This window comes from Burkholderia sp. YHN3-13 (assembly GCF_055810675.1).
This window is the reverse complement of sequence record NZ_JBVVNQ010000009.1, coordinates 189,722-215,102: the sequence shown is the minus strand read 5'-3', so window position 1 is coordinate 215,102 and position 25,381 is coordinate 189,722. Positions and strand designations below refer to the sequence as shown.

Genomic DNA, 25,381 nt, shown 5'->3' with positions numbered 1-25,381 from the left:
ATTTTTAGCATCGACTCATGCATTCGATGAATACATGGGATCGGACGAGGCCGTGCGCCCCGCCTTCCGCGTCAGTCCGGATACGTCACGCGCTCCGGTTCGCGCCGCATGATCACCTTCCCGTGGCGAACCGACAGCGTGGCCTTCGCCTGCCGGCGCACGGCTTCGTAGTCGCTGTCCGCATCGAGCACCACGAGATTCGCCGGACGCCCGGCCGCGATGCCGTAGCCGTCGCCGAGATGCAGCGCCGTCGCGCTGTGGTCGGTCACGAAGTCGAGGCAGCGCTGCAGGTCCTCGTAACCCATCATGTGGCAGATATGGAGGCCCGCGTCGAGCACGCGCAGGATGTTGCCGTTGCCGAGCGGATACCACGGATCCTTGATCGAATCCTGCCCGAAGCACACGTTGAGCCCGGCGCGGTCGAGTTCGGCGACGCGCGTGACGCCGCGCCGCTTCGGAAACGTATCGAAGCGTCCTTGCAGGTGGATGCTCTCGGTCGGGCACGAGATGAAGTTCAGGCCCGCGCGCTTCAGCAGCCGGAACAGCTTCGAGCAGTACGCGTTGTCGTACGAGCCCATCGCGGTCGTGTGGCTCGCGGTCACGCGGGCGCCCATCCCGCGCACGCGCGCGGCTTCGGCGAGCACTTCCAGAAAGCGCGAATGCGGGTCGTCGGTCTCGTCGCAATGCACGTCGACGAGGCAGCCGGTGCGTTCCGCGAGGTCCATCAGGAAGCCGATCGAGCTGACGCCCTGCTCGCGCGTGTTCTCGAAATGCGGAATGCCGCCGACGACATCCGCGCCGAGGTCGATCGCCTGCTCCATCAACGCGCGGCCGCCGTCGAACGATTCGATGCCCTCCTGCGGAAACGCGACGATCTGCAGGTCGATCAGCCCGCGCGCCTCGTCCTTCACTTCCAGCATCGCCTTCAGCGCGGCGAGCGTCGGATCCGTCACGTCGACGTGCGTGCGCACGTGCTGGATTCCATGGTCGCGCAGCATGCCGATCGCCGCATGCGCGCGCGCTTTCGTGTCCTCGTGCGTGATCGTCGCCTTGCGTTCGGCCCAGCGCTCGATGCCCTCGAACAGCGTGCCGCTCATGTTCCATGCCGGCTCGCCGGCCGTCAGCACCGCATCGAGGTGGATATGCGGCTCGACGAGCGGCGGAATCGCGAGCCGGCCGCCGCCGTCGATATCGCCGGGGTTCGCCAGCGCGATCGGCGCGGATTGCGCATCGATCCGCGCGATCGTGCCGCCGTCGATGCCGATCGTGAACAGGCCGTCGCGGCCGCGCAAGCGTACGTTGAACAGATTCATGTGGAGGCCCCTTGTTGTATGCATGACGCGCGCCGCGCGATTGGCGCCGGCGGCCGTGCGATCCCGGTGACCAGTATGGATGAAAAACATCGATGCGCGCACGCGCCGCGCATGTTGCGTCGGCACGACAGCCGGCCACGGCCGGACGGAAGCCCGGCGTCGGCGATCACGTGAAAACCGCCGGCCTCGCGCGCACGCCGCGCGACATGTCGGTTTTGTGAAGGACTCTTGCCGGATCCGGAAAGGTGCGCTCGCCGCGCCGGCGGCCGCGCGCGCGCAGGGCGTTCCTATACTTGCGCCGAACTTTGGTTTCCCGTCCCACACGCAGGAGCTTCACCATGAAAAAAACCCTGATCGCCGGTGCATGCGCGGCCGCCCTGTTCGCGCCGCTCGCCCATGCGCAGAGCTCGGTCACGCTGTACGGCCTGATCGACGCCGGCATCGCCTATACCAACAACGTGAACGGCGTGTCGCAGTGGCGCATGGCCAGCGGCACGGTCAACGGCAGCCGTTTCGGCCTGCGCGGCACCGAGGATCTCGGCGGCGGCCTGAAGGCGCTGTTCGTGCTCGAGAACGGCTTCAACGTGAACAACGGCGGCCTCGGCCAGGACGGCAAGCTGTTCGGCCGTCACGCGTACGTCGGCCTGAGCCAGGCCGGCTACGGCACGCTGACGCTCGGCCGCCAGTACGACACGATGGTCGACTTCGTCGCGCCGCTGTCCGCGACGGCCGGCGATTTCGGCGATGCGGGCTTCGCGCATCCGTTCGACAACGACAACCTGAACCACTCGCTGCGCATCAACAACGCGGTCAAGTACACGAGCGATTCGCTCGCCGGTTTCAAGGTCGGCGCGATGTACGCGTTCTCGAACTCGACGAACTTCAGCGCCAACCGCGCGTACAGCGTCGCGGCGAGTTACACGAACGGCCCGCTCAAGCTGGCCGGCGCGTACCTGCAGATGAACGGCACGAAGGGCTCGACGAGCGCGAGCCCCGGCGCGACCGATTCGGTCGAGGCAAAGAGCATGAACCAGGGCGGCTGGTCGATCGGTTCGGACCGCATGCGCGCCTACGGCGGCGGCGTCGGCTACGTGTTCGGCCCGGCGACGGTCGGCTTCGTCTACACGCGCTCGCAGTACGACAACACGGGCTCGTTCGGCGCCACCGGCCAGGTCGCATTCAACAACTACGACGTGAACGTGCGCTACGCGGTCACCCCGGCGGTCAGCCTCGGCGTCGCCTACGTGTACACGGACGCCAGCGTGTCGAATCCCGACAGCAAGCACGGCTCGGATCCGAAGTGGCACCAGGTCGACCTGCAGGCCGTATACAAGCTGTCGCGCCGCACCGACCTGTACGCGGAAGCGATGTTTCAGCACGCGTCGGGCCGCGGCTACCAGGCGTTCATCAACACGTCGGGCGGCGCATCGAGCACGGCGAACCAGGTCGTCGGCACGATCGGCATGCGCACGCGCTTCTGAACGGCGTGATGCCGCGTCGCGCGTGGCGCACGGAACGTCGGTTCGTGCGCCGCGCGCGACGCGCCGCCAATGTTGTTCCATCTGGAAGGCAGCCTGCCGGGAATCGGGGTTTTTGTGCGTGCGACCGCTACGTAGACTGGCGTCGAAGGCTCGGGTCATGCATCACGCATCGATCCGTCCACCTACCCCGTATTCAGGAGAACCCCGTGAAATCGCTCGTCGTTACCGCCGCCGCTGCCGTCCTGCTTGCCGCACCGGCCCTGTCGTTCGCCCAGCAGGCACAGGCGCCCGTCACGCGCGCGCAGGTGCTGCAGGAACTGATCGATCTGGAATCGGTCGGCTACAACCCGGCGCGCGGTGAAGCCGACAACTATCCGGACGACATCATGGCCGCGCAGCAACGGCTGCAGGCGAAGCGCCTCGCGGAACACAAGGCCGCGCAGGCCGCGTACGGCCCGGCCGGCCAGCCGGCCACCGAATCCGGCGCGGCGGCGAAGCCCGCGCCGTGACGACGTGACGACGCGCCTCGCCCGCGAGAGGGATGTTCCGCGGGCAACGCGCGTCTCGCGCATGCGTGAGGAAGCCGGACAGGACACGGCGCCCCCGTGTGCGCCCGGCGTGCAGGCCTTCAGGCAGCCTGCGGTTCGCGGTCGATCGCGTTCAGCATCTCGACGTCGCGCGCGATCATGCCCGGCACCTGCGCACGCAGCATCTCGACCCAGGTCCGCACCTTCGCATCGACGAAACGGCGCGACGGATACAGCGCGTACACGTTCATCTTCTGCAGGATGTGCGCGGGCAGCACGCGCACGAGCGTGCCGTCGCGCAGTGCGTCGATCGCCGCGTACAGCGGCAGCATGCCGATCCCGATGCCGTCGCGGATCGCCAGTGCGAGCGATTCGGCCGTATTGGTCTGCACCGGCCCCGAGACGTGGATCTGCTCGACGCCTTCGGGGCCCTCGAGCACCCACTCGTGCGTCGGGAACGCGGGCGTGCACAGCGTCAGGCACGCATGCGCGGCGAGATCCTGCGGACGGGCCGGCGCACCGTGCCGTTTCACATAGTCGGGCGACGCGCACAGGATGCTGAACGTGGAGCCGAGCAGGTGCGACACGAGTTCCGAATCGGGCAGTGACGACGCGGTCACGACGGCCATGTCGCTGGTGCCGTCGAACAGGTCGGGCATGCGCTGCGACAGCGACAGCTCGATCGACACGTCCGGGAACTGCGCGTGATAACGCGTCAGCGCGGGCAATACGTAGTGGTGACCGACGCTCGCGAAGCTGTGCATGCGCAACACGCCGGCCGGCCGTTCGTGCGCGCAACTCGCTTCTTCTTCCGCACGGTCGACGTCGGCGAGGATCTGGCGGCAGCGCCGCAGATAGCTTTCGCCGGCCGACGTGAGCGCGAGACGGCGTGTCGAGCGATTCATCAGACGGGTGCGCAGCCGCGCCTCGAGTTCCGACACCGCGCGCGACATCGCGCCCGTCGTCGAATTCAGCGATTGCGCCGCGGCCGTGAAGCTGCCCGTCTCGACGACGCGCGAAAACACCCGCATGTTTTGTAGGGTATCCATTCCTGTGAGCAACCTGTAGCGGAACCGCTATTTTCCTCCACTGGATGCGACAGATTGTTACTCCGGCTGCAACTATCGTTTCCCCGGAGCTGCGTTAATGCGCACGCGCCGCACTCCTACAATCGGCGCCTCACCAGTCGAACGGACCCGTTCGGATGCGCCGCGGCCCCGCCCCGGCCCCGCCTCGGCCCCCTCTTTTCATGAAGCCACCACCTGCGATCGAGCAATCTTCCATCGAACCCGCGCGATGGAGGGCCTGGCTCGAACCGCTCGGCGACGCCGCGCGCGACTGGGCGACCCGCGACGGGCTGATCTGGCTGCATCTCGCGAAAACCGTGCTTGCGGCACTGCTGGCGATGGGCATCGCGATGCGCCTCGAGATGTCCCAGCCGCGCACGGCGATGACGACCGTGTTCGTGCTGATGCAGCCGCTCTCGGGCATGGTGTTCGCGAAGAGCTTCTATCGCGTGCTCGGCACGGCGGCCGGCCTCGTCGCCGCGCTCGCGCTCGGCGGACTGTTCGCGCAGCAGCCCGAGCTGTACATGGCCGGCATCACGCTGTGGATCGGCGGCTGTATCGCGCTCGCGGTACGCAACCGCCACTTCCGCTGGTACGGCTTCGTGCTCGCCGGCTACACGGCCGCGCTGATCGGCCTGCCGGCCGTGATGACGCCGCAGACGCTGTTCCAGTCCGCGCTCACCCGCGCCGCGGAAGTCGCGCTCGGCATCGCCTGCTCGGGCGCGGTCAGCGCGCTGATCCTGCCGCTGAGTTCCGCGAAGGCGCTGATGCGCTCGCTGAGCGCGCGCCATGCGACATTCGCGGCGTTCGCCGCCGGTGCGCTGGCTGGCGACGTCGCGCGCGGCGATTTCGAGCGGCGCTTTGCCGATTTCGTCGACGACATCGTCGGTTTCGAGGCCAACCGCGCGTTCGCGTCGTTCGAGGATCCGCACATTCGCGCGCGCAGCCGCCGCCTTGCACGGCTGAACAGCGAGTTCATGAATGCCTGCACGCGGCTGCATGCGCTGCACCAACTCGTCAAGCGCCTGCGCGCGAACCAGTCGGACGCGGTGCTCGCTGCGCTCGCGCCGCACGTCGACGCGCTCGCCCTGCGCTTCGCGGCACTGCGCGACGAGCGGCCGCGCGGCATCACGCCGGCCACCGGCGCGCTGCTCGAACTGCGCCGCTTCCACGGTGCATTGCCGAAGGCCGCGCGCGCGTCGCGCCGAACCATCGAGGAACATGCCGCGGGCGGCCTGCTCGACTTCGATACCGCGATCGAGCTGATGTACCGCTTCATCGGCGAATACCTCGGCTACGCCGATACCTACGCGTCGCTCGACCAGGACGATCACGCGTTCGAGCGCTCCGTCACGCATTACGCAGTGAAGACCAATGCGTTCTTCGTCGGCTTCGCGTTCCTGCGCACGGTCGTCGCCGTCGGCGCGATGAGTGCGTTCTGGATCGCGTCCGAATGGCCGAGCGGCTCGCTCGCCGTGATCGCCACCGCGATCGCGTGCGCGCTCAGCTCGACGTCGCCGCGCGCGCCGAAGTTCGTCGCGCAAATGAGCGTCGGCGCGGCGTTCGCGACCGCCGTCGGCTACGTGTTCCTGTGCTACGTGTATCCGAACATCGACGGCTTCCCGCTGCTGTGCGCGACACTCGCGCCGGTGCTCGGCCTCGGCGCGTTCCTGGCCATGCGGCCCGGCCTGTCCGGCTACGGGATCGGCTTCGCGGTGTTCTTCTGCCTGCTCGCCGGCCCCGACAACGCGATCGCGTATACGCCCGAAGTGCTGATCAACAACGGGCTGGCGATCGTCGTCGCGATGCTCGCGTGCTCGCTCGTGTTCGCGGTCGTCTTCCCGACCCACATGCCGTGGCTCACCGGCCGCATCGCCCACGACCTGCGCCGCCAGGTCACGCTCGCGTGCGAAGGCGCGCCGGTCGGCCTCGCGCAGCGTTTCCAGTCGAGTACGCACGACCTGATGGCGCAACTGCGCACGCTGCTCGTGCGGCGTACCCGGCAGCACCGCGACGCCCTGCGCTGGATGCTGTCGACGCTCGAGGTCGGCCACGCCGTGATCGACCTGCGCGACGAGCTGCGCGCGTTCAGTGCCTCGAAACCGCCGCAGACGCTGCGCTGGACCACCTCGATCGACGCGGTGCTGCACGAGCTGCCGCGCTTCTTCGACGACCCGACGCCCGGCCATCACGCACGCACGCTGAAATCGGTGAATCTCGCGATCCGCGCGGCGCAGCACACGCTGCAGGCCTGGTACGCGGTGCCCGATGCGCGCCGGAGCATGCAGCGGATCGTCGGCTGCCTGCACTTCATGCGCACCGCGCTGCTCGACAAGGATGCGCCGTTCAACCGGCGCCGCCATTGAGGATCGATGCGTGCGCAACGGGATCCTTGTTCCGGATGGAAATAAGCTCTACAGCCCCGGTGATTAATCTTTAAGCAGTGCGAGCCTATAGTTTCCTCACTGCCAGCGCGACTGGCACTCACCCAGGAGAACCCAAAATGAAGCCGCTGCACCTCGCCCTCGTTGCCCTGTCGCTCACCGCCGCTGTCGCCCACGCACAGCCGGCGCCGGCGGACGCCGCACCGCAACAGGCGAACCGCGCCGAAGCCGTCAAGGCCGCGGGCCGTGTCGATCGTTCGCAATCGAAGCAGGAAGACCCGAACGCCTGTGTCGGCCCGGTCAGCTTCTGCAACATCTACTTCGGCAGCTGAGCATGACGCCGCGTCGTCACGGCCAGGCCCGCATCGCCCGCACGGCATGCATCGCATGCGCGGGCGGACGGCGGTCCGGCCGATCGCCGCATCGCCGCCCCGTTCCACGCCGCTTCGATTGAAGCGGCGCTCGCCGTTTCAGGCGCCGCGCCCCGGCCGCCACCCCACTTCGCGCAACGCATCGAGCAGGCGCGCCTGCCCGAGCCCCTCGACCCGCGCACCGCGCGATTCGACGTCGCCGCCCGCGACCAGCGCATTCACGATCGCTTCCTCCACCGCTTCCGCCGCCGCGACGAACAGCGCGGAAATGTGGTCGTTGTTGACCATCTTCAGATCGGTGGTCGGCGCGCCCTTGCTGCCGTAGTTCGCCGCGGGCAGGCCGTCGTTGCCCGTTGCGAATGCCAGGAAGACGTCGCCGCTCGAATCCTCGGTACCGCCGCCGACGCGTGCGAGCCCGACGCTCGCGCGCTGCGCGAGGCGCGTGCACTGATGCGGCAGAAGCGGCGCATCGGTCGCGAGCGTCACGACGATCGATCCCATGCCCGGCTCGCCTTTGGCGCCCTGGTCGCGGAACGGCGAATGCACGTGCCGCAGCACCTCGCCGACCGGGTAGCCGGCCACCCGCAGCATTTCGCGCACGCCGTAGTTTGCCTGGACGAGCGCGCCGACGGTCCAGCCGCCCGCATCGTTCGCGAGCACGCGCGAGGCGGTGCCGATGCCGCCCTTGAACTCGTGGCAGATCATCCCCGTGCCGCCGCCGACGCCGCCTTCCGCGACCGGCCCCGACTGCGCGGCGGCCAGCGCGCGCTGCAGGTGCGCGGCGCTCACGTGCTGCCCCCAGATGTCGTTCAGCAGCCCGTCGTAGGTTTCCATCACGACCGGCATGCACCAGTACACGCGGCCGGCCGCCGCTGCACGCTCGTTCGCGACGAGCGCGTCGCGCACCGTGCCGACGCTGTGCGTGTTCGTATAGGCGATCGGCGTCGTCAGCAGGCCGGCCTCGCGGATCCATTCGAGCCCCGTCGCGTCGCCGTTGCCGTTCAGCACGTGCACACCCGCGAAGCACGGCGAATCGTGCGCGGCGCCCGCGCGCGGCTCGATGACGGTCACGCCGGTGCGGATCGATGCGTCGCCGTTCTCGACGTTCAGCGTGCAATGTCCGACCCGCACGCCCGGTACGTCCGTGATCGCGTTGAAGCGGCCCGGCGTGCCGAGCCCGATGCGGATGCCGAGATCCCTCGTGCGCATGATGCAGTTCCTCCAGTCTTTCCGTGGTTCGGTATGTCGATGCTGCAAGGTGTCGATCCGCCGCTCAGAGCGCGCGGAACGCTTCGCTGTGGCGCGCCCATACCCCGTACATCACGAGTGCGGCGGCCAGCAGCCCCGCGATGATGATCAGGTCGGTCGACTTCGTCGCGGTCGCCAGCGTCGTGTACAGCGTGTAGGCCGCGCCGGCCACCGCGACGAGCGGCGTCACGGGCCACAGCGGCATCCGGTAATGATGCTCGACGTCGCGACGCACGAACCGGCTCGCGAGCGCGGCCAGCCCGACGACCAGGTAGATCAGCAGCAGCAGGTCGACCGTGAACGCGGTCAGCTCGTCGAGGCTCGACACGAACACGAGCCCGGCCGACGGCACCGCCAGCGCGAGCGTCGCGAGCCACGGCGATTGGAGGCGCGGATGGATCGTCGAGAATGCGCGGTTGCAGGCGCGCGACCAGAGTGCATGCCGGCCGCTGCTGTACAGCAGGCGGCCCATCGTGATCACGATCGCGATGATCGCGTTGAACACCGACAGGAAGATCCCGCCGCTGACCACGCGCGACACGGCCGGGTTGCTCAGCGAACGCACCACATAGCCGATCGGGTCGGCACTCTTCGTCAGTTCCGTGAGCGACGGCGCGCCGAGCACGATCGCGGTGAGCGGCACCAGTTCGACGACGAGGATCACGAGCAGCGAATAGATCACCGCCTTCGCGACGTTGCGGTTGCCGCCGCGCAGGTCTTCCGCGAGATACGCGGCCGAGCCGAAGCCGTTGTAGCAGAAGATCGCGGTACCGATCGCCGGCACGATGGCCGCGAGCGTCGCCGGCACGAGCGCGTTGCCGCTCGCGACGACCGGCGCGATCAGCACGTCGGCGCCGCGATGCGGCGAACCGAAGCCGAGCCCCGCGATCAGCATCAGCACGCCGATCTCGACGACCAGGAACGCGCCGGTGATCCACGCGTTCGTCTTGATGTTCAACATGCCGAGCAGATAGCTGAGCAGCACGATCGTCAGCGCGACCGACTGGTTGCCGAAGTGCGTGCCGAGCGCGTTGTTCAGGTAGGGCGCGGCGCCGCTCGCGAGCACGGCCGGGATGAACACGCTGACGGACAGCACCGTGATGAAGGTCAGGTAGCCGGGCAGCGTGCCGAACACGCGCTTGGCCATCACGTATTCGCCGCCCGCGCTGCGGTGCGCGGCGCTGAGCTCCGCGTAGCAAAGCGCGAACGCCAGTGCAAGCACGCCGCCGAGCACGAACGACAGCACCGCGCCGCTGCCGGCCTGCTGGATCGCGAACGGCGCGATCACGAAGATCGAGCTGGCAGGCGTCACGCCCGATACGGTGATCATCACCGCGTCGCGCACGCTGAGCGTCTGCGACAGCGCGCGCGGCGCGTCTTCCGTTGCAGGCGCCGCTTGCAGGCTACCCGTCGATTCCGACATCATCGCCATTTCGTTCTCCTGTGCTCCTTTGCTGCCAATTTTTGAACACCCATACTCGGGCCCGATTGATTGCGTGGCAGTCTAGGAAGCCAATTTCAGGACCGCTATTCCCCCTTCGTGTTACGCCCTTCCGGTGGTGGTATGGATCGTCTCTTTTCCGAAATCGCGATGCATCAGGCGCTTGGCCGCGCAATCGATCATCTCGGCCAGCCGCGCTTCTGGCGGTTCCTGGTGCTGCTGCTCAACGAAATGGTGCCGTTCGACAACGCGCTCGCGACCGCGGTCGGCCGCGACGGCGTGCCGCTCGTGCTCGACGAATACGACACCGGCGGCACCGACAACGCATCGCCCGTGCCGCTCTACCTGAACGGCGTGTATCTGCTCGACCCGTTCCTGCAGGCCGCGCACGACGGGCTCGCCGACGGCTGCTACCGGCTCGAGGAAGTCGCGCCCGACCTGTTCCGGCAAAGCGAATATTTCCTCAGCTATTTCCGCGATGCGGTCGGCGACGACGAGATCCAGATTCTCGTGCGGCCGAACGCCGATACGCTGCTGTCGCTGTCGCTCGGCGCGGCCGCGCGCTTCGACGTCGAGCCGCTCGGCAAGCTGACGGCCGCGATGCCGTGGGTGCTCGCGGCGATGCGGCAGCACTGGCGGCTGGTGGGCGACGCCGCACGCGCGACGCCCGACGCCGATCTCGGCGCGCGCGTCGAGCAGGCGCTCGCGCGCTTCGGCGCGGGCGTGCTGACCGACCGCGAGATGTCGATCGCGCGCATGGTGCTGCGCGGCAATTCGTCGAAGGCGATCGCCGAGCGGCTGGCGATATCACCCGAAACGGTGAAGGTGCATCGACGCCATCTGTACGCGAAGCTCGGGATTTCATCGCAGCCCGAGCTGTTTTCGCGGTTCATCCGGGCGCTGGGGGAAGATGCGGCCGGGTGAGCGCCCCGATCGCGGCGGATGGCAACGGGCGCGGAATCGGGCACTATCCGTGCATCGACTCGCGCCGTGATCGGCCGGTGAAGCAGACACGGAGGTTTCGCCGACCACACGGCCGCCCCGATACAGGAGACCCGATTCATGTCGCTCGTTCCGCTCATCGGACTTGGCTGGCTGCTGCTGTGTGCCGTCAGCGCCGCTTCGATCGTGCTCGTGCCGCCCGTGGTGCTGGCCGCCTGCCTGATGGGCAAGGACGTCTGGTCGATCCTGACGCGCGGCCGGCTGCAGTTCGCATTCCTCGCCTACCTGGGGTCCGCGCCGGTGCCGGCGGTCTTCACGTTCCTGCTCGAAGCCGGCACCACGGCCGGAAATGCCGGCGGCGTGGCATCCGACAGCCTGAACGCATGGAACGCGCGGTGCTTTTTCGTTTTCCTCGGCGCGGCGGCGCTGAGCGGCCTGCTGTTGCTGTGCAGGCCGAAAGACCGGCCGGCGGCACCCGTCGAGCCGTCGCCGCCTGCGCGATAGTCGGCACGCGAACGCCGCGCCATGCCTCCCGCCCCGTTGTCGGGCAGGGGCACGGCCATGCGCGGCATCCTGCTACCGCCACTTCGCGCCGAGTTGCGCGAGCCCGGCGTTCCGCAGATCGTCCGGCAGCATCACCACGCGGAACTCGCAGTCCGCATTCAACATCAGGAACCACGGCTCCGCGAGCGCCGGGATTTGCGACGGGTCGTCCAGATTGACGATCACGACCGCGCCGCGCCCGCCGCTCTGCTCCGTGAAATACACGGCCTCCGGCTTGACCGCCTCGAGTATTCGCGAGATCACGTCGCCGACGCTGCCGTCGCGCACCAGCGTATTGAACGGCTCGTGAGGAATTCGTATGTTGAGAAGCATGCGCATGACCGTCCTCCGTTGGGTCCGCCCGGCCCGGGCCCTTCAAGCATAGGTGCTGCGCGACGCCGCGCCAGGGTGCCGAACACCGTTGCCGGCATGCATTCACGTTCCGACGATTCGACGACACGGCATCGCTCGTACGGTCGTCACTCGCGCGATGCGCGCGTGACCGGCTCGGTCACGCCGGCCCTTGTGCCGAGGCCGCCTCGGCCGTCAGCCCCGGCGACGCGATCGCCAGATGCAACGCCTGCCGCGGCCGCAGCGTAACGTTCAACACCGGTCGCGGCGACGCCGTGCCGGGCGGAACCGACAGCACGTAGCGCTGCAGGAGCATCGCGGCCACCACGGTCATCTCCGTCATCGCCAGATGCTGCCCGAGGCACACCCGCGGGCCGGTGCCGAACGGCATGTACGCGCCGCGCGGCAGCGGCGGCGCGTCGTCGGCGAAGCGCGCCGGCCGGAACGCATGCGGCTCGGGAAACCAGCGTTCGTCGAGATGCATCAACTGCAACGGCAGCATGAACAGCGTCCGCGCGGGAAACTGCCAGGCGCCCAGCGCAACCGGCCGCGATGCGCGACGGCTGATCAGGATCGGCGCCGCCGGGTACAGCCGCATCGTTTCCTCGAGCGTCTGCGTCAGGTAGCGCAATGCCGCGCGCGTGTCGGTGCTCGGCGCGCGGCCGTCCAGCACGCGCACGACCTCGTCCCGCGCGGCAGCCTGCACGTCCGGATGCGCCGCCATGCTCCACGCCCACCAGGTCAGCGTGGCCGCGGCCGTCTCGTGTCCGGCCAGGAACGCCGTCATGCATTCGTCGCGCACGGCCTGCAGCGGCCAGACGCGCGCGTCGGCGCGATGCAGCCGCAGCAGGCGCGACAGCAGATCGTCGGGCCAGCCGTGCTCGGGACGGTCGAGACGCACATGCAGTTGCCGGTCGATCAGCCCGTTCAGCACCGCGAGCGCCCGCGCCTTCCCGCGCTTCCACGGCATCCAGTCCGGTGCGCTCACCGGCTGATAGAACTCGGCATTGGACACGGCGCTCACCGTGCGCACGGCGGCCTCGGCCACGCGCGCATCCTCGCCGATCGCATCGGAAAACATCGTGCGCATGATCACGTCCATCGCGAGCGACGTCAGCGCGCTTTCGATCGGCCAACGCGCGTCGTGCGCGGGCCATTGCGCGAGCGCATGGCCGGCCGTCGCGGCGATCGCCGGAACGAACGCCTGTACCGGCTTCGGCATGAAATTCGGCTGCAACGCGTGCCGCTTGTCGCGCCATGCGTCGCCTTCGGCCATCAGCACGCTGTGCCCGTGTACCTGCGAGAACACGCGGATGCCGCGCTCCCAGCGCACGAGCGCATCGTGATGCGTGACCAGCAGTTCGCGCACGAGCGCGGGATCGGTCACGGCCACCACGTGCTCGGGCCACATGCGCAAGTGCACGACGTCGCCATGCTCGCGCTGCCAGCCCGCGAGCGTGCCGAGCAGGTCGCGCGACATCGCGCGCAGCAATGACCACCCCGTCAGGCCGGCGCGCGGCCCCGGCGGCCATACGCCGGGCGGGTGAAGCACGGGCGCCGGTGCTGCGGCGCCCGCATGGAAGGGACATGGGGAGGAGGTTCGCGGGTTCATGCGGCGGATTGTCCGCGGCGACGCGGCGGCGGTCTTGAACGCAAACGACATCGACACGCATGCAGGCCGTCCCTATACTCCGGCGTCATGTGCTCCGGCCCGCCCCCGATCCTGCCATCATGCCCCGATCCGCTCGCGCGCGCGCCGCGCGTGCTGCGCGGCGGCCGCGCGCCGCATGCGCGGCTGTATCCGGCGCCGGCCGCGTTGCAAGGCGCGGTGGTCGCGATCATCTGCCGCGACACGCGCGGCTTCGCGCTGGACGCAGCGCAGCGGCTGACGCACTTCCCGGCGTCACCGCTCGTCTGTCTCGCGTGGTATCGCGCTCTCGACGCGGGGCTCGTCGAGAGCGCGCCCGACGGCCCGCGCTGGCGCGCGTTCGGCGCGTCGGCGACGCTGTCCGGCAGCCAGTCGGCGCCGACCGTCAGCTGGGCGCCGACCACCGGTCAGGGCGGCATCGTCTGCTTCCATGCCGACGCGGCCCGCGTGCTGTTCGGGATCGGGCTGCCCGAGATTCACGACCGCTTCGTCGATGCGCGTGTCGCGCTCGACGACGGCTGGCGGCCGCTGCTCGACGCATTGGCCGAGGCGGACGGCGACGCCGCGGCGCTAGCCGCGCTCGACCGCCACCTGGCGCCGCGCTGGCGCGCGCTGCGCGGCGGCACGACGCCGCTGTCGTCGCTGCGCGACGCGGGCCGCAGTTGGGCCGAACGGCTCGCGCTGCAGGCACGCGAATGGCGGCACACGCACAGCGCGCGCCAGGTCGAGCGGCGCATCAAGGCGTACAGCGGGCGTTCGTTGCGCGACTGGCATACGCTGGTGCGCAGCGAAGGCGCGTTCTTTGCCGCGCGGGCGCGGCAGGAAGCCGGCGAGCCGGTCGACTGGGCGGCGCTGGCGCTGGATGAAGGCTTTGCCGACCAGGCCCACCTGAGCCGCGCGACGCGGCGCATCACGGGCTTTGCACCGACCGAATTCGTGCGGCGCTTCGCCGACGACGAATCGTTCTGGATGTACCGGCTGTGGGTGTAGCCCGCGCCGCCGTGTTCACGAACCGGGTGCCCGTGTTCGGCGTGCTGCTGTCGGTCGCGCTGCTCGGCGAACCGCTGTCGCCGTCGATACTGGCCGGCGGCGTGCTCGTGATCACGGGCGTCGCGCTGACCAATCGCGCCAGACGCTGACGCGCCGGCGTGCGCCGCGCGTTCGGGGACGGATGCGGAATACCGGCGCGCCGGCAATCGCCGCGCCGTTGCGCGATGCCTACGCGCGGCCGATATGCCCCCCGATCTTCTCGCAGCCCCGCGCAAAACCGCCTATCGTGAAGAAGGCGCCCCGTTTGCCGCCATGCGATCCCGCGTCAAGCTCGCGAACGGCAACGGCATCGCGTTCCGGCACCATTCATCGCGATCGTCGCGCACGCTCGCCCGTGCGCGCGGTTGCGGCCGCCCACCGGACTATCAGGAGGCACACATGAAAGCCGTGCTGCTCGTCAGCTCCGCTCTGCTCGCCATTGCATCCGCTTCGGCTACGGCCCAGGGTTCCATCACGAAGGAAGAAAACGGCGCGCTCGTCGCCGCCAACGGGATGACCGTCTACACGTTCGACCACGACAAATCCAATGCCGGCACCAGCGCCTGCACGGGCCAGTGCGAATCCTTCTGGCCGCCCTACAAGGCCAGCGCGACCGACGTCCCGGTCGGCCCCTACACGATCGTCAAGCGCGACGACGGCAGCCCGCAATGGGCCTACAAGGGCAAGCCGCTGTACTTCTTCTCGAAGGACATGAAACAGGGCGACCGCAACGGCGACAACTTCAAGAACATGTGGCACGTGGTTGCGCCGTAAGCGTCCTTCCGCCGCCTTCCGCCCGATCCGTGCACAAGCAAAAAAGCCTGCCCCGATCGTCGACCGGGGCAGGCTTCGGCACGTCGCGCCGGCTGCGTGCAGCCGGCTTGCGCGTCAGCGGCTCGACGGGAAGCTGAATACCGTCCCTTCGCGCACGCCGGCCGACGGCCAGCGCTGCGTGATCGTCTTGCGTTTCGTGTAGAAACGCACGGCGTCCGGGCCGTATGCGTGCAGGTCGCCGAACAGCGAACGCTTCCAGCCGCCGAACGAGTGGTACGCGACCGGCACCGGCAGCGGCACGTTGATGCCGACCATGCCGATCTGGATGTTGTCGCTGAAGTAACGCGCGGCCTCGCCGTCGCGCGTGAACAGGCACGTGCCGTTGCCGTATTCGTGCGCGTCGATCAGCGCCATCGCCTCGTCGAGCGACTTCAGGCGGATCACGCCGAGCACGGGCCCGAAGATCTCGTGCTGGTAGATCGGCATGCCGGGCTTCACGTTGTCGAACAGGCACGGGCCGAGGTAGTAGCCGCCGTCGTGGCCGTCGACCTTCACGCCGCGGCCGTCGACGACGAGCGTCGCGCCCGCCGCGACGCCCGCATCGACGAAGCCCGTCACCTTCTCGAAGTGCTGCCGCGTCACGAGCGGGCCCATGTCGACACCCGCGCCGTTGCCCGGTCCGACCTTCATCTTCTCGATCTCGGCCTTCAACCCCGCGACGACCTGGTCGCCCGTCTCGTCGCCGATCGCGACGACGAGCGGAATCGCCATGCAGCGCTCGCCGCACGAGCCGTACGCGGCGCCCATCAGCGCGTTCACCGCATTGCCGATGTCGGCGTCCGGCATCACGACCGCGAAGTTCTTCGCGCCGCCGAGCGCCTGCACGCGCTTGCCGTGCGCGCAGCCGGTCGAGTAGATGTATTCGGCGATCGGCGTCGAGCCGACGAAGCTCACGGCTTTCACGCGCGGGTCGGTCAGGATCGTGTCGACCGCTTCCTTGTCGCCGTTCACGACGTTCAGCACGCCCGGCGGCAGGCCGGCCTCGAGCGCGAGCTCGGCCATGCGCAGCGTCGACGACGGCGTGCGCTCGGACGGCTTCAGCACGAACGTGTTGCCGCACGCGACGGCCATCGGCCACATCCACAGCGGCACCATCACGGGGAAGTTGAACGGCGTGATGCCGGAGACGACGCCGAGCGCCTGGAACTCGCTCCACGAATCGATCGCGGGGCCGACGTTCTTGCTGTGCTCACCCTTCAGCAGCTCGGGCACGTACGTCGCGTATTCGACGTTCTCGATCCCGCGCTGCAGTTCGCCCATCGCGTCGGCGAGCACCTTGCCGTGCTCGGCCGTGATCAGCGCGCACAGCTCGTCGGCATGCTCTTCGAGCAGCGTCTTGAAGCGGCTCATCACGCGCGCGCGCTTCAGCGGCGGCGTGTTGCGCCACGCCGGGAACGCGGCCTGCGCGGACGCGATCGCGGCTTCGACGGTCGGCTTGTCGGCGAGCGCGACGCTCTTGTCCGATTCGCCGGTGGCCGGGTCGAACACCGGCTGGACGCGGTGGCCGCCGTCGACGCGCTTGCCGTCGATCAGGTGGCCGATGGTGGAGGTGACGTTGCTGTCGTGTTTCATCGTTGAGGCTCTTTCGTGAATGCGGTTGTCGCGGGGGCGAGCCGCGGCTCAGTCCACTTCGTTCAGTGCGTCGGACAGCGCGTTGACCAGGTTGTCGATCTCGCGCTTCTCGGCGATGAACGGCGGCGCGAGCTGGATCGTGTCGCCGCCGTAGCGCACGTAGAAGCCCTTCGCCCAGCAGCGCATCGCGATCTCGTACGGACGTCGTGCCGGCTCGCCCGGCAGTGCCGCGATCGTCAGGCCGGCCGCCAGCCCGTAGTTGCGGATGTCCGCGATGTGGCGCTGGCCCTTCAGCCCGTGCACGGCCGCCTCGAAATGCGGCGCGAGATCGCGCACGCGGGCCACCGCGTCCTCCTTCACCAGCAGGTCCAGCGCCGCGACGCCGGCCGCGCACGCGACCGGGTGCGCCGAATACGTGTAGCCGTGCGGGAACTCGAGCATGTACTCGGGGCCACCCGCGGCCATGAACGTGTCGTAGATCTCCTTCGTCGCGATCACGCCGCCGAGCGGCTGCGCGCCGTTCGTCACCTGCTTCGCGAAGTTCATGATGTCCGGCACCACGCCGAATGCGTCGGCGCCCGTCATCGCGCCGGCACGGCCGAAGCCCGTGATGACCTCGTCGAAGATCAGCAGGATGTCGTGCGCGGTACAGATGTCGCGCAGGCGCTTCAGATAGCCCTTCGGCGGCACGACCACGCCCGCCGAACCGGAAAACGGCTCGACGATCACGGCCGCGATGTTCGACGCGTCGTGCAGCGCGATCAGCTCGAGCAGGCGGTCGGCCAGCTCGGCGCCGTGCTCGGGCATCCCGCGCGAGAACTTGTTCTCGGCGAGTTGCGTGTGCGGCAGGAAATCGGCGTCGAGGCCCTGGCCGAACAGCTTGCGGTTCGGCCCGATCCCGCCGACCGAGATGCCGCCGAAGTTCACGCCGTGGTAGCCCTTCTCGCGGCCGATCAGGCGCGTCTTCGTGCCCTTGCCCTTCGCGCGCCAGTATGCGCGGGCCAGCTTCAGCGACGTGTCGGCGGCTTCCGAACCCGAGCCCGTGAAGAACACGTAGTCGAGGCCGGCCGGCGTCAGTTCCTTGATCTTGTTTGCGAGTTCGAACGATTTCGGGTGGCCGAACTGGAATGCCGGCGCGTAGTCGAGCTGCGCGATCTGGCGGCTCACGGCCTCGACGATCTCCGTGCGGCCGTGACCGAGGCCCGTGCACCAGAGGCCCGACAGGCCGTCGAAGATCTTGCGGCCTTCGGCGTCCGTGTAATACGCGCCCTTGCCCGACACGATCATGCGCGGATCGGCTTTGAACTGGCGATTGGCCGTGAACGGCATCCAGTGCGCGTCGAGCCACGCGGCGTCGGTGCGCAGGTTCGTGTCGTCGTGCTGGGCGGTGGTGATGTCGGTCATGTCGGTCGGCGCGGCGCGCCCCTCTTCCTTGTGATGATGTTGCACATTGTCGGGACGCCAATTAGTCTTTTGAATATCGCAATATCAATGTTCACTTGCTCAACTATGCAAGCAAAGAAACCGAAGAGCCGCGCGCTGCTGGGGCAGCTCAGCGACATGGACCTGCGCCTGCTGCGGGTCTTCAAGGGCGTCGTGCAGTGCGGCGGGATGGCGGCGGCCGAACTGGAACTGAATATCGGCATCTCGACGATCAGCCGGCACGTGAAGGATCTCGAAACGCGCCTCGGCCTGGTGCTGTGCCGGCGCGGTCGCGCCGGCTTCACGCTGACGCCGGAAGGCCAGACGGTGTACGAGGAGACGCTGCGCCTGCTGGCGTCGATGGAAGCATTTCGCAGCAGGATCGACGGCATTCACGACAAGATGGGCGGAGAATTGCACGTCGCCGTGTTCGACAAGACGGCCACCAACCCGCATGCGCGGCTCGGCGACGCGATCCGCCAGTTCGCCGACGAGGCGCCCGACGTCACGCTGAACCTGCATGTCGCGTCGATCAACGAAGTCGAGCGCGGGATCATCGACGGCAGCTATCAGGTCGGGATCATTCCCGCGCACCGCAATTCGGGCAGCCTCGAGTATGCGGAGCTGTTCGACGAACGGATGCTGCTCTACTGCGGCCGTCAGCATCCGCTGTTCGATGCGCCGCACGGCAAGCTCACGTGGACGACGATCCGCAACCACGCGTTCGCCGGGCTCGGCTTCCATTCACCGAACATGGAGCTGAGTCATCGCGCGAAGCTCACGCGCAGCGCGACCGCGTCGGACCAGGAGTCGATCGCGACGCTGATCCTGTCCGGCCGCTACCTCGGCTTCCTGCCCGACCACTACGCGGAAAGTTTCGAAAACAAGGGGCTGATGCAGCCGATCGCGCCGCACCGGTTCAATTACCGGTGCCGGTTCGTGAGCCTGCTGCGACGCTCGCCGCGGCCGTCGCGGGCCGCGCTGCTGTTCCAGTCGTGCCTGGAAGCCGCGCATGCGGCCGTGCGGCCGGCGGCGTAGACAGCTCGCGCGGGTCATCCCGGCGAATCCGTTTCCCGGCGGCGGCATCGCATGACGGGCGGACGCGCCGCCCGCCGCCTTGCGTGCATCAGGCGGCGTCGCGCTGTTCGACCGCGCGTCCCGCGCGCAGCGTGTCGCGGTTGCGCTTCACGAAATGCGTCGCGACGAGCGCCGCGGCAAAACCGGACGCCGCGCCGACGCCGAGCGCCCAGCGCGGGCCGAGATGGTTCGCGACCCAGCCGGCCACCGGCGCGCCGATCGGCGTGCCGCCGAGCGCGACCGCGAGGCGCAGCGCCATCACGCGGCCGCGCATCGCCGGCTCGGTGGACAGCTGCATCAGGCTGTTGGTCGAGTTCATGAAGGTGATCGCGGCGACGCCCGTCAGCACGAGCGCGGCCGCGAAAAGCCAGTAGCCGGGCGCCAGCGCGGCGAACGTGCAACCGAGCCCGAACAGCGCCGCGCCGAACCACAGATGCCCGAAGCGCGGCTGCTCGCGGCGGGCCGCCAGCAGCGCGCCGGACACCGTGCCGACCGCCATCATCGACGACAGGAACCCGAACCCGCGCGCATCGACATGAAACACGCTGGCAGCCATCGTCGAGATGAACAGCTGGAAGTTGAGCCCGAACGTGCCGATCAGGAACAGCATCACGAGGATCGCCTTCAGGTCCTCGCGGTGCCACACGTAGCGGAAGCCGTCGAGCAGCCCGCCACGCGAGCGGCCCGCGCGCAGGTTCGCGCGCAGTTCGTCCTCCCGGAGCAGCAGCAGCGATGCCAGCACCGCGAAGAAGCTGAGCCCGTTGGCAACGAATGCCCAGCCCGTGCCGACCGACGCGATCATGAATCCCGCCGCCGCCGGGCCGATCATCCGCGCGGCGTTGAACGACGTCGAATTGAGCGCGACCGCATTCGCCAGCTCGCGATCGCCGACCAGTTCCGCGACGAAGGTCTGCCGCACCGGCGCGTCGAACGCCGACGCACAGCCGAACAGGAACGCAAAAACGTACACGTGCTCGAGCCGTGCGGCGCCCGTGACCGTCAGCATGCCGAGCGCCAACGCCAACACGCCCATCAGCGCCTGGGTCGTCATCAGCAGCTTGCGCTGGTCGAAGCGGTCGGCCGCGTAGCCGGTCCACGGCAACAGCAGCAGCTGCGGCCCGAACTGCAGCGCCATCACCGTGCCGACGGCCGACGCGTCGTGATGCGTGAGTTGCGTGAGGACGAGCCAGTCCTGCGCGGTACGCTGCACCCAGGTGCCGATGTTCGACACCAGCGAGCCGATCGCCCAGACCCGATAGTTGAAGCTGCGAAGCGAGCGGAACACGCCCGCCGCCGGCACGCTCATGGCCGCTTCCGGCCGGGCTCGTTGCCGCCGTGCAGGGTGCCGAAGTGCCACGCGAGGAACAGGCCGAGCGCGAGGATGCCGAGCCCGAGCGCCGCGGCGTCGGCCGTGCTTCTCAGATCGAAATCGCCGACGCGGCACACGAGCGCGTAGGCGATCGCGAGGTTCACGACGCCCCACACGACATTCACGGTGGACGACGACAGCCCGCGGCCGGACGGATTCGCGAACGGCGTCTGGAACGGCTCGCCGCGCAGCCCGCTGACGAGATGCGGCACGACGTTCGCGAGAAACGCGCCGCCGAAGAAGTACGACACGAGATGCAGGAGGTTCATGGTCGGGCGGTCCTTTCGGCGTGCGGGCCGAGGCGGTTCACGGGCGGGCGGGATCCTGAAATTCGGCGAGCCGCTGCAGCAGCTTCACGGCAGCGGCGAGCTCGGCCTGTTCCGCCGCCGACAGCTGCGCGTGCAGCGCGCGGAACAGCCAGTCGTCCTTGGCTGCACGGTTGGCCTGCAGCATCTTGCGAAACCCGGGGGTGAGCGCGATCAGCGTCTGCCGGCCGTCGGTCGGGTCGGCCGCGCCGCTGACGGCGCCGAGCGCCTCGAGCGTCGCGACAGTCACGCGCATCGACTGCGGGCGCACGCTTTCGGCACGGGCCAGCGCCGATACGGTAGCCGGGCCGTCGCGGTCGAGCCGCAGCAGCACCGATTTCTGCGATGAAGTGAGGTCGTTCGGATGGGTCTGCTCCCGCATGCGCCGTATCAGCTTGCCGACCGAGATGCGGAGTTCGCCGGCGAGCCCGGCAAGCGGGCGTGCATCGGAGGGGGACGATCGCGTGTTCATGGCGCCACGATATCACATCGGCAGTTTAACTGTACAGTTTAACTGTATATTTCAGGTTGTCAGGATCGTGGGCCCGGCCAGACCCGCGTCGCCGAGAACGGCCGCGTTCCGCCGTGCGAAGTTGCTCTGCGATAATGCTGACTCCCCATTTCCGCTCCGCCTCCCGCCATGACGCAGCCGCCCGCCCTGCCCCCCACCGACCTGCCGCCGATCTCGTGCCTGCCCGGCGACGCGCTGCCGTGGCTGCCGATGAGCGCCGACCTGCCGGGGCTCGCGATCAAGTACCTGCACATCAATGCGGCCGAGGACACGCTCACCGCGCTGCTGAAGATGCCGGCCGGCGGCACGCTGCCGCGCCACCGTCACGACGGCGAGGTGTTCGTCCATACGCTGCAGGGTGCGTGGCGCTACCGGGAGTACGACTGGGTCGCGCACGCCGGCTCGACCGTGCTCGAACCGGCCGGCTCGGTGCATACGCCGGAAACGCTCGGCGCGCCGAGCGAGGACGTGATCACGCTGAACGTGATGCGCGGCGACCTCGTGCTGCTCGACGACGACGGCCGCGAGACCGCGCGCGAGAATTGCCGCGTCGCGCTGCTGCGCCAGCGCAAGCATGCGCGCACCGCGCCGGACGACGCCGCGCCGTTCGTCACGCGGTAAGCCAGACGGCCCGGCCGCGCATTACCGAAACCGCCGGAAGAATCGCCGCACGTCGTCGGCCAGCAGATCCGGCTCCTCCATCGCGGCAAAATGGCCGCCGCTCGGCATGTCGGTCCACTGCACGACGTCGAATACGCGTTCGAGCCAGCTGCGCGGCGGCCGGCCGATTTCCTTCGGGAAACGCGCATACGCGACGGGCACCGCCACGCGTTGCCCGGCCGCGAAGCGCATCGGCTGCAGCCGGTTTTCCCAATACATCTGCATCGACGAGCCGATGCAGCCGGTGAACCAGTAGAGCGAGATGCCGGTCAGCAGCGTATCGTGCGAAAACCGCCGCGCGACGTCGCCGTCGCAATCGCTCCACGCGCGGAATTTCTCGGCGATCCATGCGGCCAGCCCGGCCGGCGAATCGTTGAGCGCGACGGCCAGCGTCCGCGGCTTGGTCATGTGCATATGGGCGTATCCGCCTTCCAGCGCGGCCCACTCGCCGCGCTGCGTCAGGAAGGCCTGCTCATCTCCGGTCAACGGCAACGCCGCGTCGGCCGGCGGCTCGTAACTGCCGGGCAGGTAGTTCAGATGGATGCCGTCCACCCGGTCGGCATGTCGCGCGCCGAGCGCGATCGACACGCCCGCGCCGAGATCGCCGCCCTGCGCACCGAAGCGCCGATAACCGAGACCGGACATCAACGCCGCCCAGCGGTCGGCGACCTGGAATGCCGCCATGCCCGGCGCCCCGGGCGCGGGCGAAAACAGGAAGCCGGGCAACGACGGCACGACGACGTCGAACGCATCGTCGGGATCGCCGCCGAAGGCCGCCGGGTCGCACAGGCGGTCGATCAGCGCGTCGAATTCGAACACGGAGCCCGGCCAGCCGTGCGTGATGACGAGCGGATAAGGTTTCGGTCCCGCCCCGCGCCGGTGAATGAAATGCACGCGCTGCCCGCTTACGTCGGCAACGAACTGCGGCAACCGGTTCAGCGCACGCTCCACCGCACGCCAGTCGAAGCCTTCGGCCCAGTATGCAACCAGTTCGCGCAGCCACGCGCCGTCGACGCCCTGCTGCCACGGCTCGGCGGGTGTCAGCAGCGGCGGGCGGCTGTCGCGCAGCCGCCGGCGCAGGTCGTCCAGCGCATGGTCGGGTATCGCAATGTGGAACGGCTCGGCGGGCATGGCGTCTCCTCACGAAGGGTGCCGGAGATTTTGCGCGCTTTTCCCGGGCCGCGCTGGCGCCCGCGTCAGCCCGTTTCCCGTTCGTCCAGCCGCGCGTCGCGCCGCATCGCCTGCGGCGGCACGCCGAACCCGCGCACGAACGCCTCGCGCATGTGCCGGCGGTCGCGAAAGCCGTTCTCCTTCGCGATCACGTCGAGCGGATGGCGGCTCTGCTCGATCATCAGCCGCGCGGATTCGAGCCGCAGCCGTTCGATCGCCTTCGCCGGCGACTGCCCCGTTTCGAGCGTGAACACCCGGCTGAACTGGCGCGGGCTCAGGTGGACGGCTTCGGCGAGTTCCTCGACGGTCAGCGCGCGGCCGAGGTTGCGCCGCGCATAGTTCAGCGCGTTCTGGATCCGGTCGGATTTCGGCGCGAGATCGAGCATTTCGGAATGCTGCGACTGGCCGCCGCCGCGGCGCTGGTGCATCACGAGCTTGTGCGCGACCGAGCGCGCGGCGTCGGCGCCCAGGTCCTTTTCCACCATCGCGAGCGCGAGGTCCAGCCCGGCCGTCATCCCGGCCGAGGTCCAGATCGGCCCGTCGACGATGTAGATCCGGTCTTCCTCGACGCGAATCTCCGGGTAGTGCCGCTGCATGTCGCGGCCGAACGCCCAGTGCGTGGTCGCGCGGCGCTGCGCGAGCAGCCCGGCCTCGGCAAGCACGAACGCGCCCGTGCAGATGCCGGCGATCCGCCGCGCGCGCGCATTCGCGCGCCTCAGGTAGGTGACGACGCCGGCCGGCGCCGGCGAGACGAGCGGATCGTTGACGCCCGCGACGATCCACGTATCGACGTCGATCCGCCCGCGCAGCGCGCGCGTCGCGACCGTCAGCCCGAGCGACGAGCGCACGTCGCCGCCGTCGACCGAATAGCTGTCCATCACGTAGAACGGCTCGCGCGTGCCCATGTTCGCGTACTCGAACACCGACTGCGCGGCGAGCGCCATGATCTGGAAGCCGTCGCTGATCAGAAAGCCGATTCGGTGCATGAGGATTCTCCGGTCCCGGGCGCGGTCATCGGCCCGATGTCCTGAATCATACCCATCTACGTCATTTGTGTCGCCGCACTTCGGCGCCAGAATGGCTTCACGCCATCCGGCCATTCCCACCGAAACGGAGCACATCATGACGCAAGCACATCGCGGTACCGCCCTCATTACCGGCGCCTCGTCGGGCATCGGCGCCGTCTACGCGGACCGCCTCGCGCGCCGCGGCTACGACCTGATCCTGGTCGCGCGCAATCGCGACCGGCTGAGCGCCCTCGCCGAGCGCATCACGAACGACACGCAGCGCAGCGTCGAGATCGTCGACGCGGACCTCAACGACCGCGCGGCGCTCGCCGCCGTCGAGGCGAAGCTCAAGCAGGACGCGAGCATCACGCTGCTCGTGAACAACGCGGGCATCGGCACGCATGCGCCGCTGCTCGACAGCGACGTCGACGCGATGACGCGAATGATCGACCTGAACGTGACGGCGCTCACGCGCCTGACCTACGCGGCCGTGCCCGGCTTCGTCGCGCGCGGCGGCGGCGCCGTGATCAACATTTCGTCGATCGTCGCGATCTCGCCGGAAACGCTGAACGGCGTGTATGGCGGCAGCAAGGCGTTCGTGCTCGCGTTCAGCCAGTCGCTGCATCACGAACTCGCCGACAAGGGCGTACGGGTGCAGGCCGTGCTGCCGGGCGCGACGGCCACCGATTTCTGGCAGACGGGCGGCCTGCCGCTCGAGCACCTGCCGAAGGAAATCGTGATGACGGCGCCCGACATGGTCGACGCGGCACTCGTCGGCTTCGATCGCGGCGAACTCGTGACGATCCCGTCGCTGCACGCGGGCGACGAATGGGACGCATACGAGACCGCACGCCGCACGATGGCGCCGCACCTGTCGTCCGATACGCCCGCACCGCGCTACGCGAGCTGATCGATCGCGCCGGCCCCGCGCCGAGCGGGGCCGGCCAACGGATCGAACGCCGGCAAACGTGACGGAACACGGCGATGCCCGGCGACGACTCGACCGACGGTCGCCCGGCGTTCGGCGGCAGGTTGACGGGCCGGCGCGGAACGCTCGATTCGTCTGCGGGAACGCTCTCGCGAATTCGTTCCCCGACGGCACAAATGAC

Annotated in this window: 26 protein-coding genes; 12 read left to right on the top strand and 14 right to left on the bottom strand. The window is 68.9% G+C overall.

Features of this window, described 5'->3' with window-relative positions:
- Window positions 1–71: 71 nt before the first annotated feature.
- Together codA and AC0KUR_RS21425 are read right to left on the bottom strand one after the other, a co-directional pair.
- Complete coding sequence (gene codA, locus AC0KUR_RS21430) at window positions 72–1,313, bottom strand: cytosine deaminase (RefSeq protein WP_049028871.1); 1,242 nt, start codon at window positions 1,311–1,313, stop codon at window positions 72–74.
- Window positions 1,314–1,479: 166 nt separating this feature from the next.
- Window positions 1,480–1,653 (bottom strand): hypothetical protein, encoded by a 174-nt coding sequence (locus AC0KUR_RS21425; protein WP_154233832.1) that lies wholly within the window; start codon window positions 1,651–1,653, stop codon window positions 1,480–1,482.
- On the opposite strand from AC0KUR_RS21425, the gene AC0KUR_RS21420 reads away from it, so the two are divergent.
- Both AC0KUR_RS21420 and AC0KUR_RS21415 read left to right on the top strand, forming a co-directional pair.
- Entirely contained in the window at window positions 1,652–2,794 is a 1,143-nt protein-coding gene (locus AC0KUR_RS21420) for a porin (protein ID WP_473376398.1), read from the top strand. The two genes, AC0KUR_RS21425 and AC0KUR_RS21420, sit on opposite strands and share 2 nt — an antisense overlap.
- A gap of 206 nt (window positions 2,795–3,000) precedes the next feature.
- Window positions 3,001–3,303, top strand: a complete 303-nt coding sequence (locus tag AC0KUR_RS21415) for a DUF4148 domain-containing protein (protein ID WP_059556501.1) — start codon at window positions 3,001–3,003, stop codon at window positions 3,301–3,303.
- A 119-nt stretch (window positions 3,304–3,422) separates the two neighbouring features.
- Here the strand turns inward: AC0KUR_RS21415 and AC0KUR_RS21410 are convergent, their stop codons facing one another.
- Complete coding sequence (locus tag AC0KUR_RS21410; RefSeq protein WP_034191449.1) at window positions 3,423–4,370, bottom strand: LysR family transcriptional regulator; 948 nt, start codon at window positions 4,368–4,370, stop codon at window positions 3,423–3,425.
- A gap of 200 nt (window positions 4,371–4,570) precedes the next feature.
- On the opposite strand from AC0KUR_RS21410, the gene AC0KUR_RS21405 reads away from it, so the two are divergent.
- Together AC0KUR_RS21405 and AC0KUR_RS21400 are read left to right on the top strand one after the other, a co-directional pair.
- A complete protein-coding gene (locus AC0KUR_RS21405) occupies window positions 4,571–6,754 on the top strand; it encodes an FUSC family protein (RefSeq protein ID WP_473376397.1) in 2,184 nt (727 codons plus the stop codon).
- A 137-nt stretch (window positions 6,755–6,891) separates the two neighbouring features.
- A complete protein-coding gene (locus tag AC0KUR_RS21400; protein WP_034191451.1) occupies window positions 6,892–7,104 on the top strand; it encodes a hypothetical protein in 213 nt (70 codons plus the stop codon).
- 138 nt (window positions 7,105–7,242) lie between these two features.
- Here AC0KUR_RS21400 and AC0KUR_RS21395 read toward each other — a convergent pair whose 3' ends face one another.
- Together AC0KUR_RS21395 and AC0KUR_RS21390 are read right to left on the bottom strand one after the other, a co-directional pair.
- A complete protein-coding gene (locus tag AC0KUR_RS21395) occupies window positions 7,243–8,352 on the bottom strand; it encodes a DmpA family aminopeptidase (protein ID WP_049028341.1) in 1,110 nt (369 codons plus the stop codon).
- A gap of 64 nt (window positions 8,353–8,416) precedes the next feature.
- Window positions 8,417–9,823: an APC family permease gene (locus AC0KUR_RS21390; protein WP_049028342.1), complete on the bottom strand. Its 1,407-nt coding sequence runs from the start codon at window positions 9,821–9,823 to the stop codon at window positions 8,417–8,419.
- A gap of 132 nt (window positions 9,824–9,955) precedes the next feature.
- Between AC0KUR_RS21390 and AC0KUR_RS21385 the strand changes: the two genes are divergently transcribed.
- Window positions 9,956–10,756 (top strand): helix-turn-helix transcriptional regulator, encoded by an 801-nt coding sequence (locus tag AC0KUR_RS21385; protein WP_034191454.1) that lies wholly within the window; start codon window positions 9,956–9,958, stop codon window positions 10,754–10,756.
- A 138-nt stretch (window positions 10,757–10,894) separates the two neighbouring features.
- Complete coding sequence (locus AC0KUR_RS21380; RefSeq protein WP_367188394.1) at window positions 10,895–11,278, top strand: hypothetical protein; 384 nt, start codon at window positions 10,895–10,897, stop codon at window positions 11,276–11,278.
- A 72-nt stretch (window positions 11,279–11,350) separates the two neighbouring features.
- Here the strand turns inward: AC0KUR_RS21380 and AC0KUR_RS21375 are convergent, their stop codons facing one another.
- The gene (locus AC0KUR_RS21375) at window positions 11,351–11,656 is read right to left on the bottom strand and encodes a panthothenate synthetase (RefSeq protein WP_034191456.1); all 306 of its coding nucleotides are present in this window, start codon (window positions 11,654–11,656) and stop codon (window positions 11,351–11,353) included.
- A gap of 172 nt (window positions 11,657–11,828) precedes the next feature.
- Complete coding sequence (locus AC0KUR_RS21370) at window positions 11,829–13,280, bottom strand: cytochrome P450 (RefSeq protein WP_473376396.1); 1,452 nt, start codon at window positions 13,278–13,280, stop codon at window positions 11,829–11,831.
- An 87-nt stretch (window positions 13,281–13,367) separates the two neighbouring features.
- Here AC0KUR_RS21370 and AC0KUR_RS21365 point away from each other — a divergent pair, with 87 nt between their 5' ends.
- The 3 genes from AC0KUR_RS21365 (at window position 13,368) to AC0KUR_RS21355 (ending at window position 15,119) form a co-directional block, all read left to right on the top strand.
- The gene (locus tag AC0KUR_RS21365; protein WP_034191457.1) at window positions 13,368–14,306 is read left to right on the top strand and encodes a helix-turn-helix domain-containing protein; all 939 of its coding nucleotides are present in this window, start codon (window positions 13,368–13,370) and stop codon (window positions 14,304–14,306) included.
- A complete protein-coding gene (locus tag AC0KUR_RS21360; protein ID WP_277622977.1) occupies window positions 14,297–14,455 on the top strand; it encodes an EamA family transporter in 159 nt (52 codons plus the stop codon). The genes AC0KUR_RS21365 and AC0KUR_RS21360 overlap by 10 nt, the downstream gene beginning before the upstream one ends.
- Before the next feature lie 289 nt (window positions 14,456–14,744).
- The gene (locus AC0KUR_RS21355; RefSeq protein ID WP_226252137.1) at window positions 14,745–15,119 is read left to right on the top strand and encodes a COG4315 family predicted lipoprotein; all 375 of its coding nucleotides are present in this window, start codon (window positions 14,745–14,747) and stop codon (window positions 15,117–15,119) included.
- A 114-nt stretch (window positions 15,120–15,233) separates the two neighbouring features.
- Here AC0KUR_RS21355 and AC0KUR_RS21350 read toward each other — a convergent pair whose 3' ends face one another.
- Window positions 15,234–16,751 carry a CoA-acylating methylmalonate-semialdehyde dehydrogenase gene (locus AC0KUR_RS21350; RefSeq protein ID WP_059556496.1) on the bottom strand — a complete coding sequence of 506 codons (1,518 nt, stop codon included), beginning with the start codon at window positions 16,749–16,751 and terminating at the stop codon, window positions 15,234–15,236.
- A 48-nt stretch (window positions 16,752–16,799) separates the two neighbouring features.
- Window positions 16,800–18,155 (bottom strand): omega-aminotransferase AptA, encoded by a 1,356-nt coding sequence (gene aptA, locus AC0KUR_RS21345; protein ID WP_034191682.1) that lies wholly within the window; start codon window positions 18,153–18,155, stop codon window positions 16,800–16,802.
- 105 nt (window positions 18,156–18,260) lie between these two features.
- Here aptA and AC0KUR_RS21340 point away from each other — a divergent pair, with 105 nt between their 5' ends.
- Window positions 18,261–19,211: a LysR family transcriptional regulator gene (locus AC0KUR_RS21340; protein ID WP_034191459.1), complete on the top strand. Its 951-nt coding sequence runs from the start codon at window positions 18,261–18,263 to the stop codon at window positions 19,209–19,211.
- A gap of 88 nt (window positions 19,212–19,299) precedes the next feature.
- Here the strand turns inward: AC0KUR_RS21340 and AC0KUR_RS21335 are convergent, their stop codons facing one another.
- The 3 genes from AC0KUR_RS21335 to AC0KUR_RS21325 are packed head-to-tail and all read right to left on the bottom strand — an operon-like array spanning window position 19,300 to window position 21,396.
- On the bottom strand, window positions 19,300–20,556 hold the full coding sequence (locus tag AC0KUR_RS21335; protein ID WP_034191460.1) for an MFS transporter: 1,257 nt from the start codon (window positions 20,554–20,556) through the stop codon (window positions 19,300–19,302).
- The gene (locus AC0KUR_RS21330) at window positions 20,553–20,888 is read right to left on the bottom strand and encodes a hypothetical protein (RefSeq protein ID WP_034191461.1); all 336 of its coding nucleotides are present in this window, start codon (window positions 20,886–20,888) and stop codon (window positions 20,553–20,555) included. Before AC0KUR_RS21330 ends, AC0KUR_RS21335 begins: the two co-directional genes overlap by 4 nt.
- 37 nt (window positions 20,889–20,925) lie before the next feature.
- Window positions 20,926–21,396: a MarR family winged helix-turn-helix transcriptional regulator gene (locus tag AC0KUR_RS21325; protein ID WP_367188390.1), complete on the bottom strand. Its 471-nt coding sequence runs from the start codon at window positions 21,394–21,396 to the stop codon at window positions 20,926–20,928.
- Between the two features lie 168 nt (window positions 21,397–21,564).
- On the opposite strand from AC0KUR_RS21325, the gene AC0KUR_RS21320 reads away from it, so the two are divergent.
- A complete protein-coding gene (locus AC0KUR_RS21320) occupies window positions 21,565–22,056 on the top strand; it encodes a 2,4'-dihydroxyacetophenone dioxygenase family protein (RefSeq protein ID WP_124669353.1) in 492 nt (163 codons plus the stop codon).
- A 21-nt stretch (window positions 22,057–22,077) separates the two neighbouring features.
- Here AC0KUR_RS21320 and AC0KUR_RS21315 read toward each other — a convergent pair whose 3' ends face one another.
- Window positions 22,078–23,226 carry an epoxide hydrolase family protein gene (locus AC0KUR_RS21315; RefSeq protein WP_069705340.1) on the bottom strand — a complete coding sequence of 383 codons (1,149 nt, stop codon included), beginning with the start codon at window positions 23,224–23,226 and terminating at the stop codon, window positions 22,078–22,080.
- A gap of 65 nt (window positions 23,227–23,291) precedes the next feature.
- Window positions 23,292–24,251, bottom strand: a complete 960-nt coding sequence (locus AC0KUR_RS21310; protein WP_124608373.1) for a GlxA family transcriptional regulator — start codon at window positions 24,249–24,251, stop codon at window positions 23,292–23,294.
- 136 nt (window positions 24,252–24,387) lie between these two features.
- Between AC0KUR_RS21310 and AC0KUR_RS21305 the strand changes: the two genes are divergently transcribed.
- Window positions 24,388–25,182, top strand: coding sequence for an SDR family NAD(P)-dependent oxidoreductase (locus tag AC0KUR_RS21305; RefSeq protein ID WP_034191466.1), 795 nt, complete (start codon window positions 24,388–24,390; stop codon window positions 25,180–25,182).
- Window positions 25,183–25,381 lie beyond the last annotated feature (199 nt).

What these genes read in the sequence shown, in the direction of transcription:
- codA (WP_049028871.1), bottom strand. Translation starts at nt 1,313, where the DNA reads ATGAATCTGTTCAACGTACGCTTGCGCGGCCGCGACGGCCTGTTCACG.
- AC0KUR_RS21420 (WP_473376398.1), top strand. Translation starts at nt 1,652, where the DNA reads ATGAAAAAAACCCTGATCGCCGGTGCATGCGCGGCCGCCCTGTTCGCG.
- AC0KUR_RS21425 (WP_154233832.1), bottom strand. Translation starts at nt 1,653, where the DNA reads ATGGTGAAGCTCCTGCGTGTGGGACGGGAAACCAAAGTTCGGCGCAAG.
- AC0KUR_RS21410 (WP_034191449.1), bottom strand. Translation starts at nt 4,370, where the DNA reads ATGGATACCCTACAAAACATGCGGGTGTTTTCGCGCGTCGTCGAGACG.
- AC0KUR_RS21405 (WP_473376397.1), top strand. Translation starts at nt 4,571, where the DNA reads ATGAAGCCACCACCTGCGATCGAGCAATCTTCCATCGAACCCGCGCGA.
- AC0KUR_RS21400 (WP_034191451.1), top strand. Translation starts at nt 6,892, where the DNA reads ATGAAGCCGCTGCACCTCGCCCTCGTTGCCCTGTCGCTCACCGCCGCT.
- AC0KUR_RS21395 (WP_049028341.1), bottom strand. Translation starts at nt 8,352, where the DNA reads ATGCGCACGAGGGATCTCGGCATCCGCATCGGGCTCGGCACGCCGGGC.
- AC0KUR_RS21390 (WP_049028342.1), bottom strand. Translation starts at nt 9,823, where the DNA reads ATGGCGATGATGTCGGAATCGACGGGTAGCCTGCAAGCGGCGCCTGCA.
- AC0KUR_RS21385 (WP_034191454.1), top strand. Translation starts at nt 9,956, where the DNA reads ATGGATCGTCTCTTTTCCGAAATCGCGATGCATCAGGCGCTTGGCCGC.
- AC0KUR_RS21380 (WP_367188394.1), top strand. Translation starts at nt 10,895, where the DNA reads ATGTCGCTCGTTCCGCTCATCGGACTTGGCTGGCTGCTGCTGTGTGCC.
- AC0KUR_RS21375 (WP_034191456.1), bottom strand. Translation starts at nt 11,656, where the DNA reads ATGCGCATGCTTCTCAACATACGAATTCCTCACGAGCCGTTCAATACG.
- AC0KUR_RS21370 (WP_473376396.1), bottom strand. Translation starts at nt 13,280, where the DNA reads ATGAACCCGCGAACCTCCTCCCCATGTCCCTTCCATGCGGGCGCCGCA.
- AC0KUR_RS21365 (WP_034191457.1), top strand. Translation starts at nt 13,368, where the DNA reads ATGTGCTCCGGCCCGCCCCCGATCCTGCCATCATGCCCCGATCCGCTC.
- AC0KUR_RS21355 (WP_226252137.1), top strand. Translation starts at nt 14,745, where the DNA reads ATGAAAGCCGTGCTGCTCGTCAGCTCCGCTCTGCTCGCCATTGCATCC.
- AC0KUR_RS21350 (WP_059556496.1), bottom strand. Translation starts at nt 16,751, where the DNA reads ATGAAACACGACAGCAACGTCACCTCCACCATCGGCCACCTGATCGAC.
- aptA (WP_034191682.1), bottom strand. Translation starts at nt 18,155, where the DNA reads ATGACCGACATCACCACCGCCCAGCACGACGACACGAACCTGCGCACC.
- AC0KUR_RS21340 (WP_034191459.1), top strand. Translation starts at nt 18,261, where the DNA reads ATGCAAGCAAAGAAACCGAAGAGCCGCGCGCTGCTGGGGCAGCTCAGC.
- AC0KUR_RS21335 (WP_034191460.1), bottom strand. Translation starts at nt 20,556, where the DNA reads ATGAGCGTGCCGGCGGCGGGCGTGTTCCGCTCGCTTCGCAGCTTCAAC.
- AC0KUR_RS21330 (WP_034191461.1), bottom strand. Translation starts at nt 20,888, where the DNA reads ATGAACCTCCTGCATCTCGTGTCGTACTTCTTCGGCGGCGCGTTTCTC.
- AC0KUR_RS21325 (WP_367188390.1), bottom strand. Translation starts at nt 21,396, where the DNA reads ATGAACACGCGATCGTCCCCCTCCGATGCACGCCCGCTTGCCGGGCTC.
- AC0KUR_RS21320 (WP_124669353.1), top strand. Translation starts at nt 21,565, where the DNA reads ATGACGCAGCCGCCCGCCCTGCCCCCCACCGACCTGCCGCCGATCTCG.
- AC0KUR_RS21315 (WP_069705340.1), bottom strand. Translation starts at nt 23,226, where the DNA reads ATGCCCGCCGAGCCGTTCCACATTGCGATACCCGACCATGCGCTGGAC.
- AC0KUR_RS21310 (WP_124608373.1), bottom strand. Translation starts at nt 24,251, where the DNA reads ATGCACCGAATCGGCTTTCTGATCAGCGACGGCTTCCAGATCATGGCG.
- AC0KUR_RS21305 (WP_034191466.1), top strand. Translation starts at nt 24,388, where the DNA reads ATGACGCAAGCACATCGCGGTACCGCCCTCATTACCGGCGCCTCGTCG.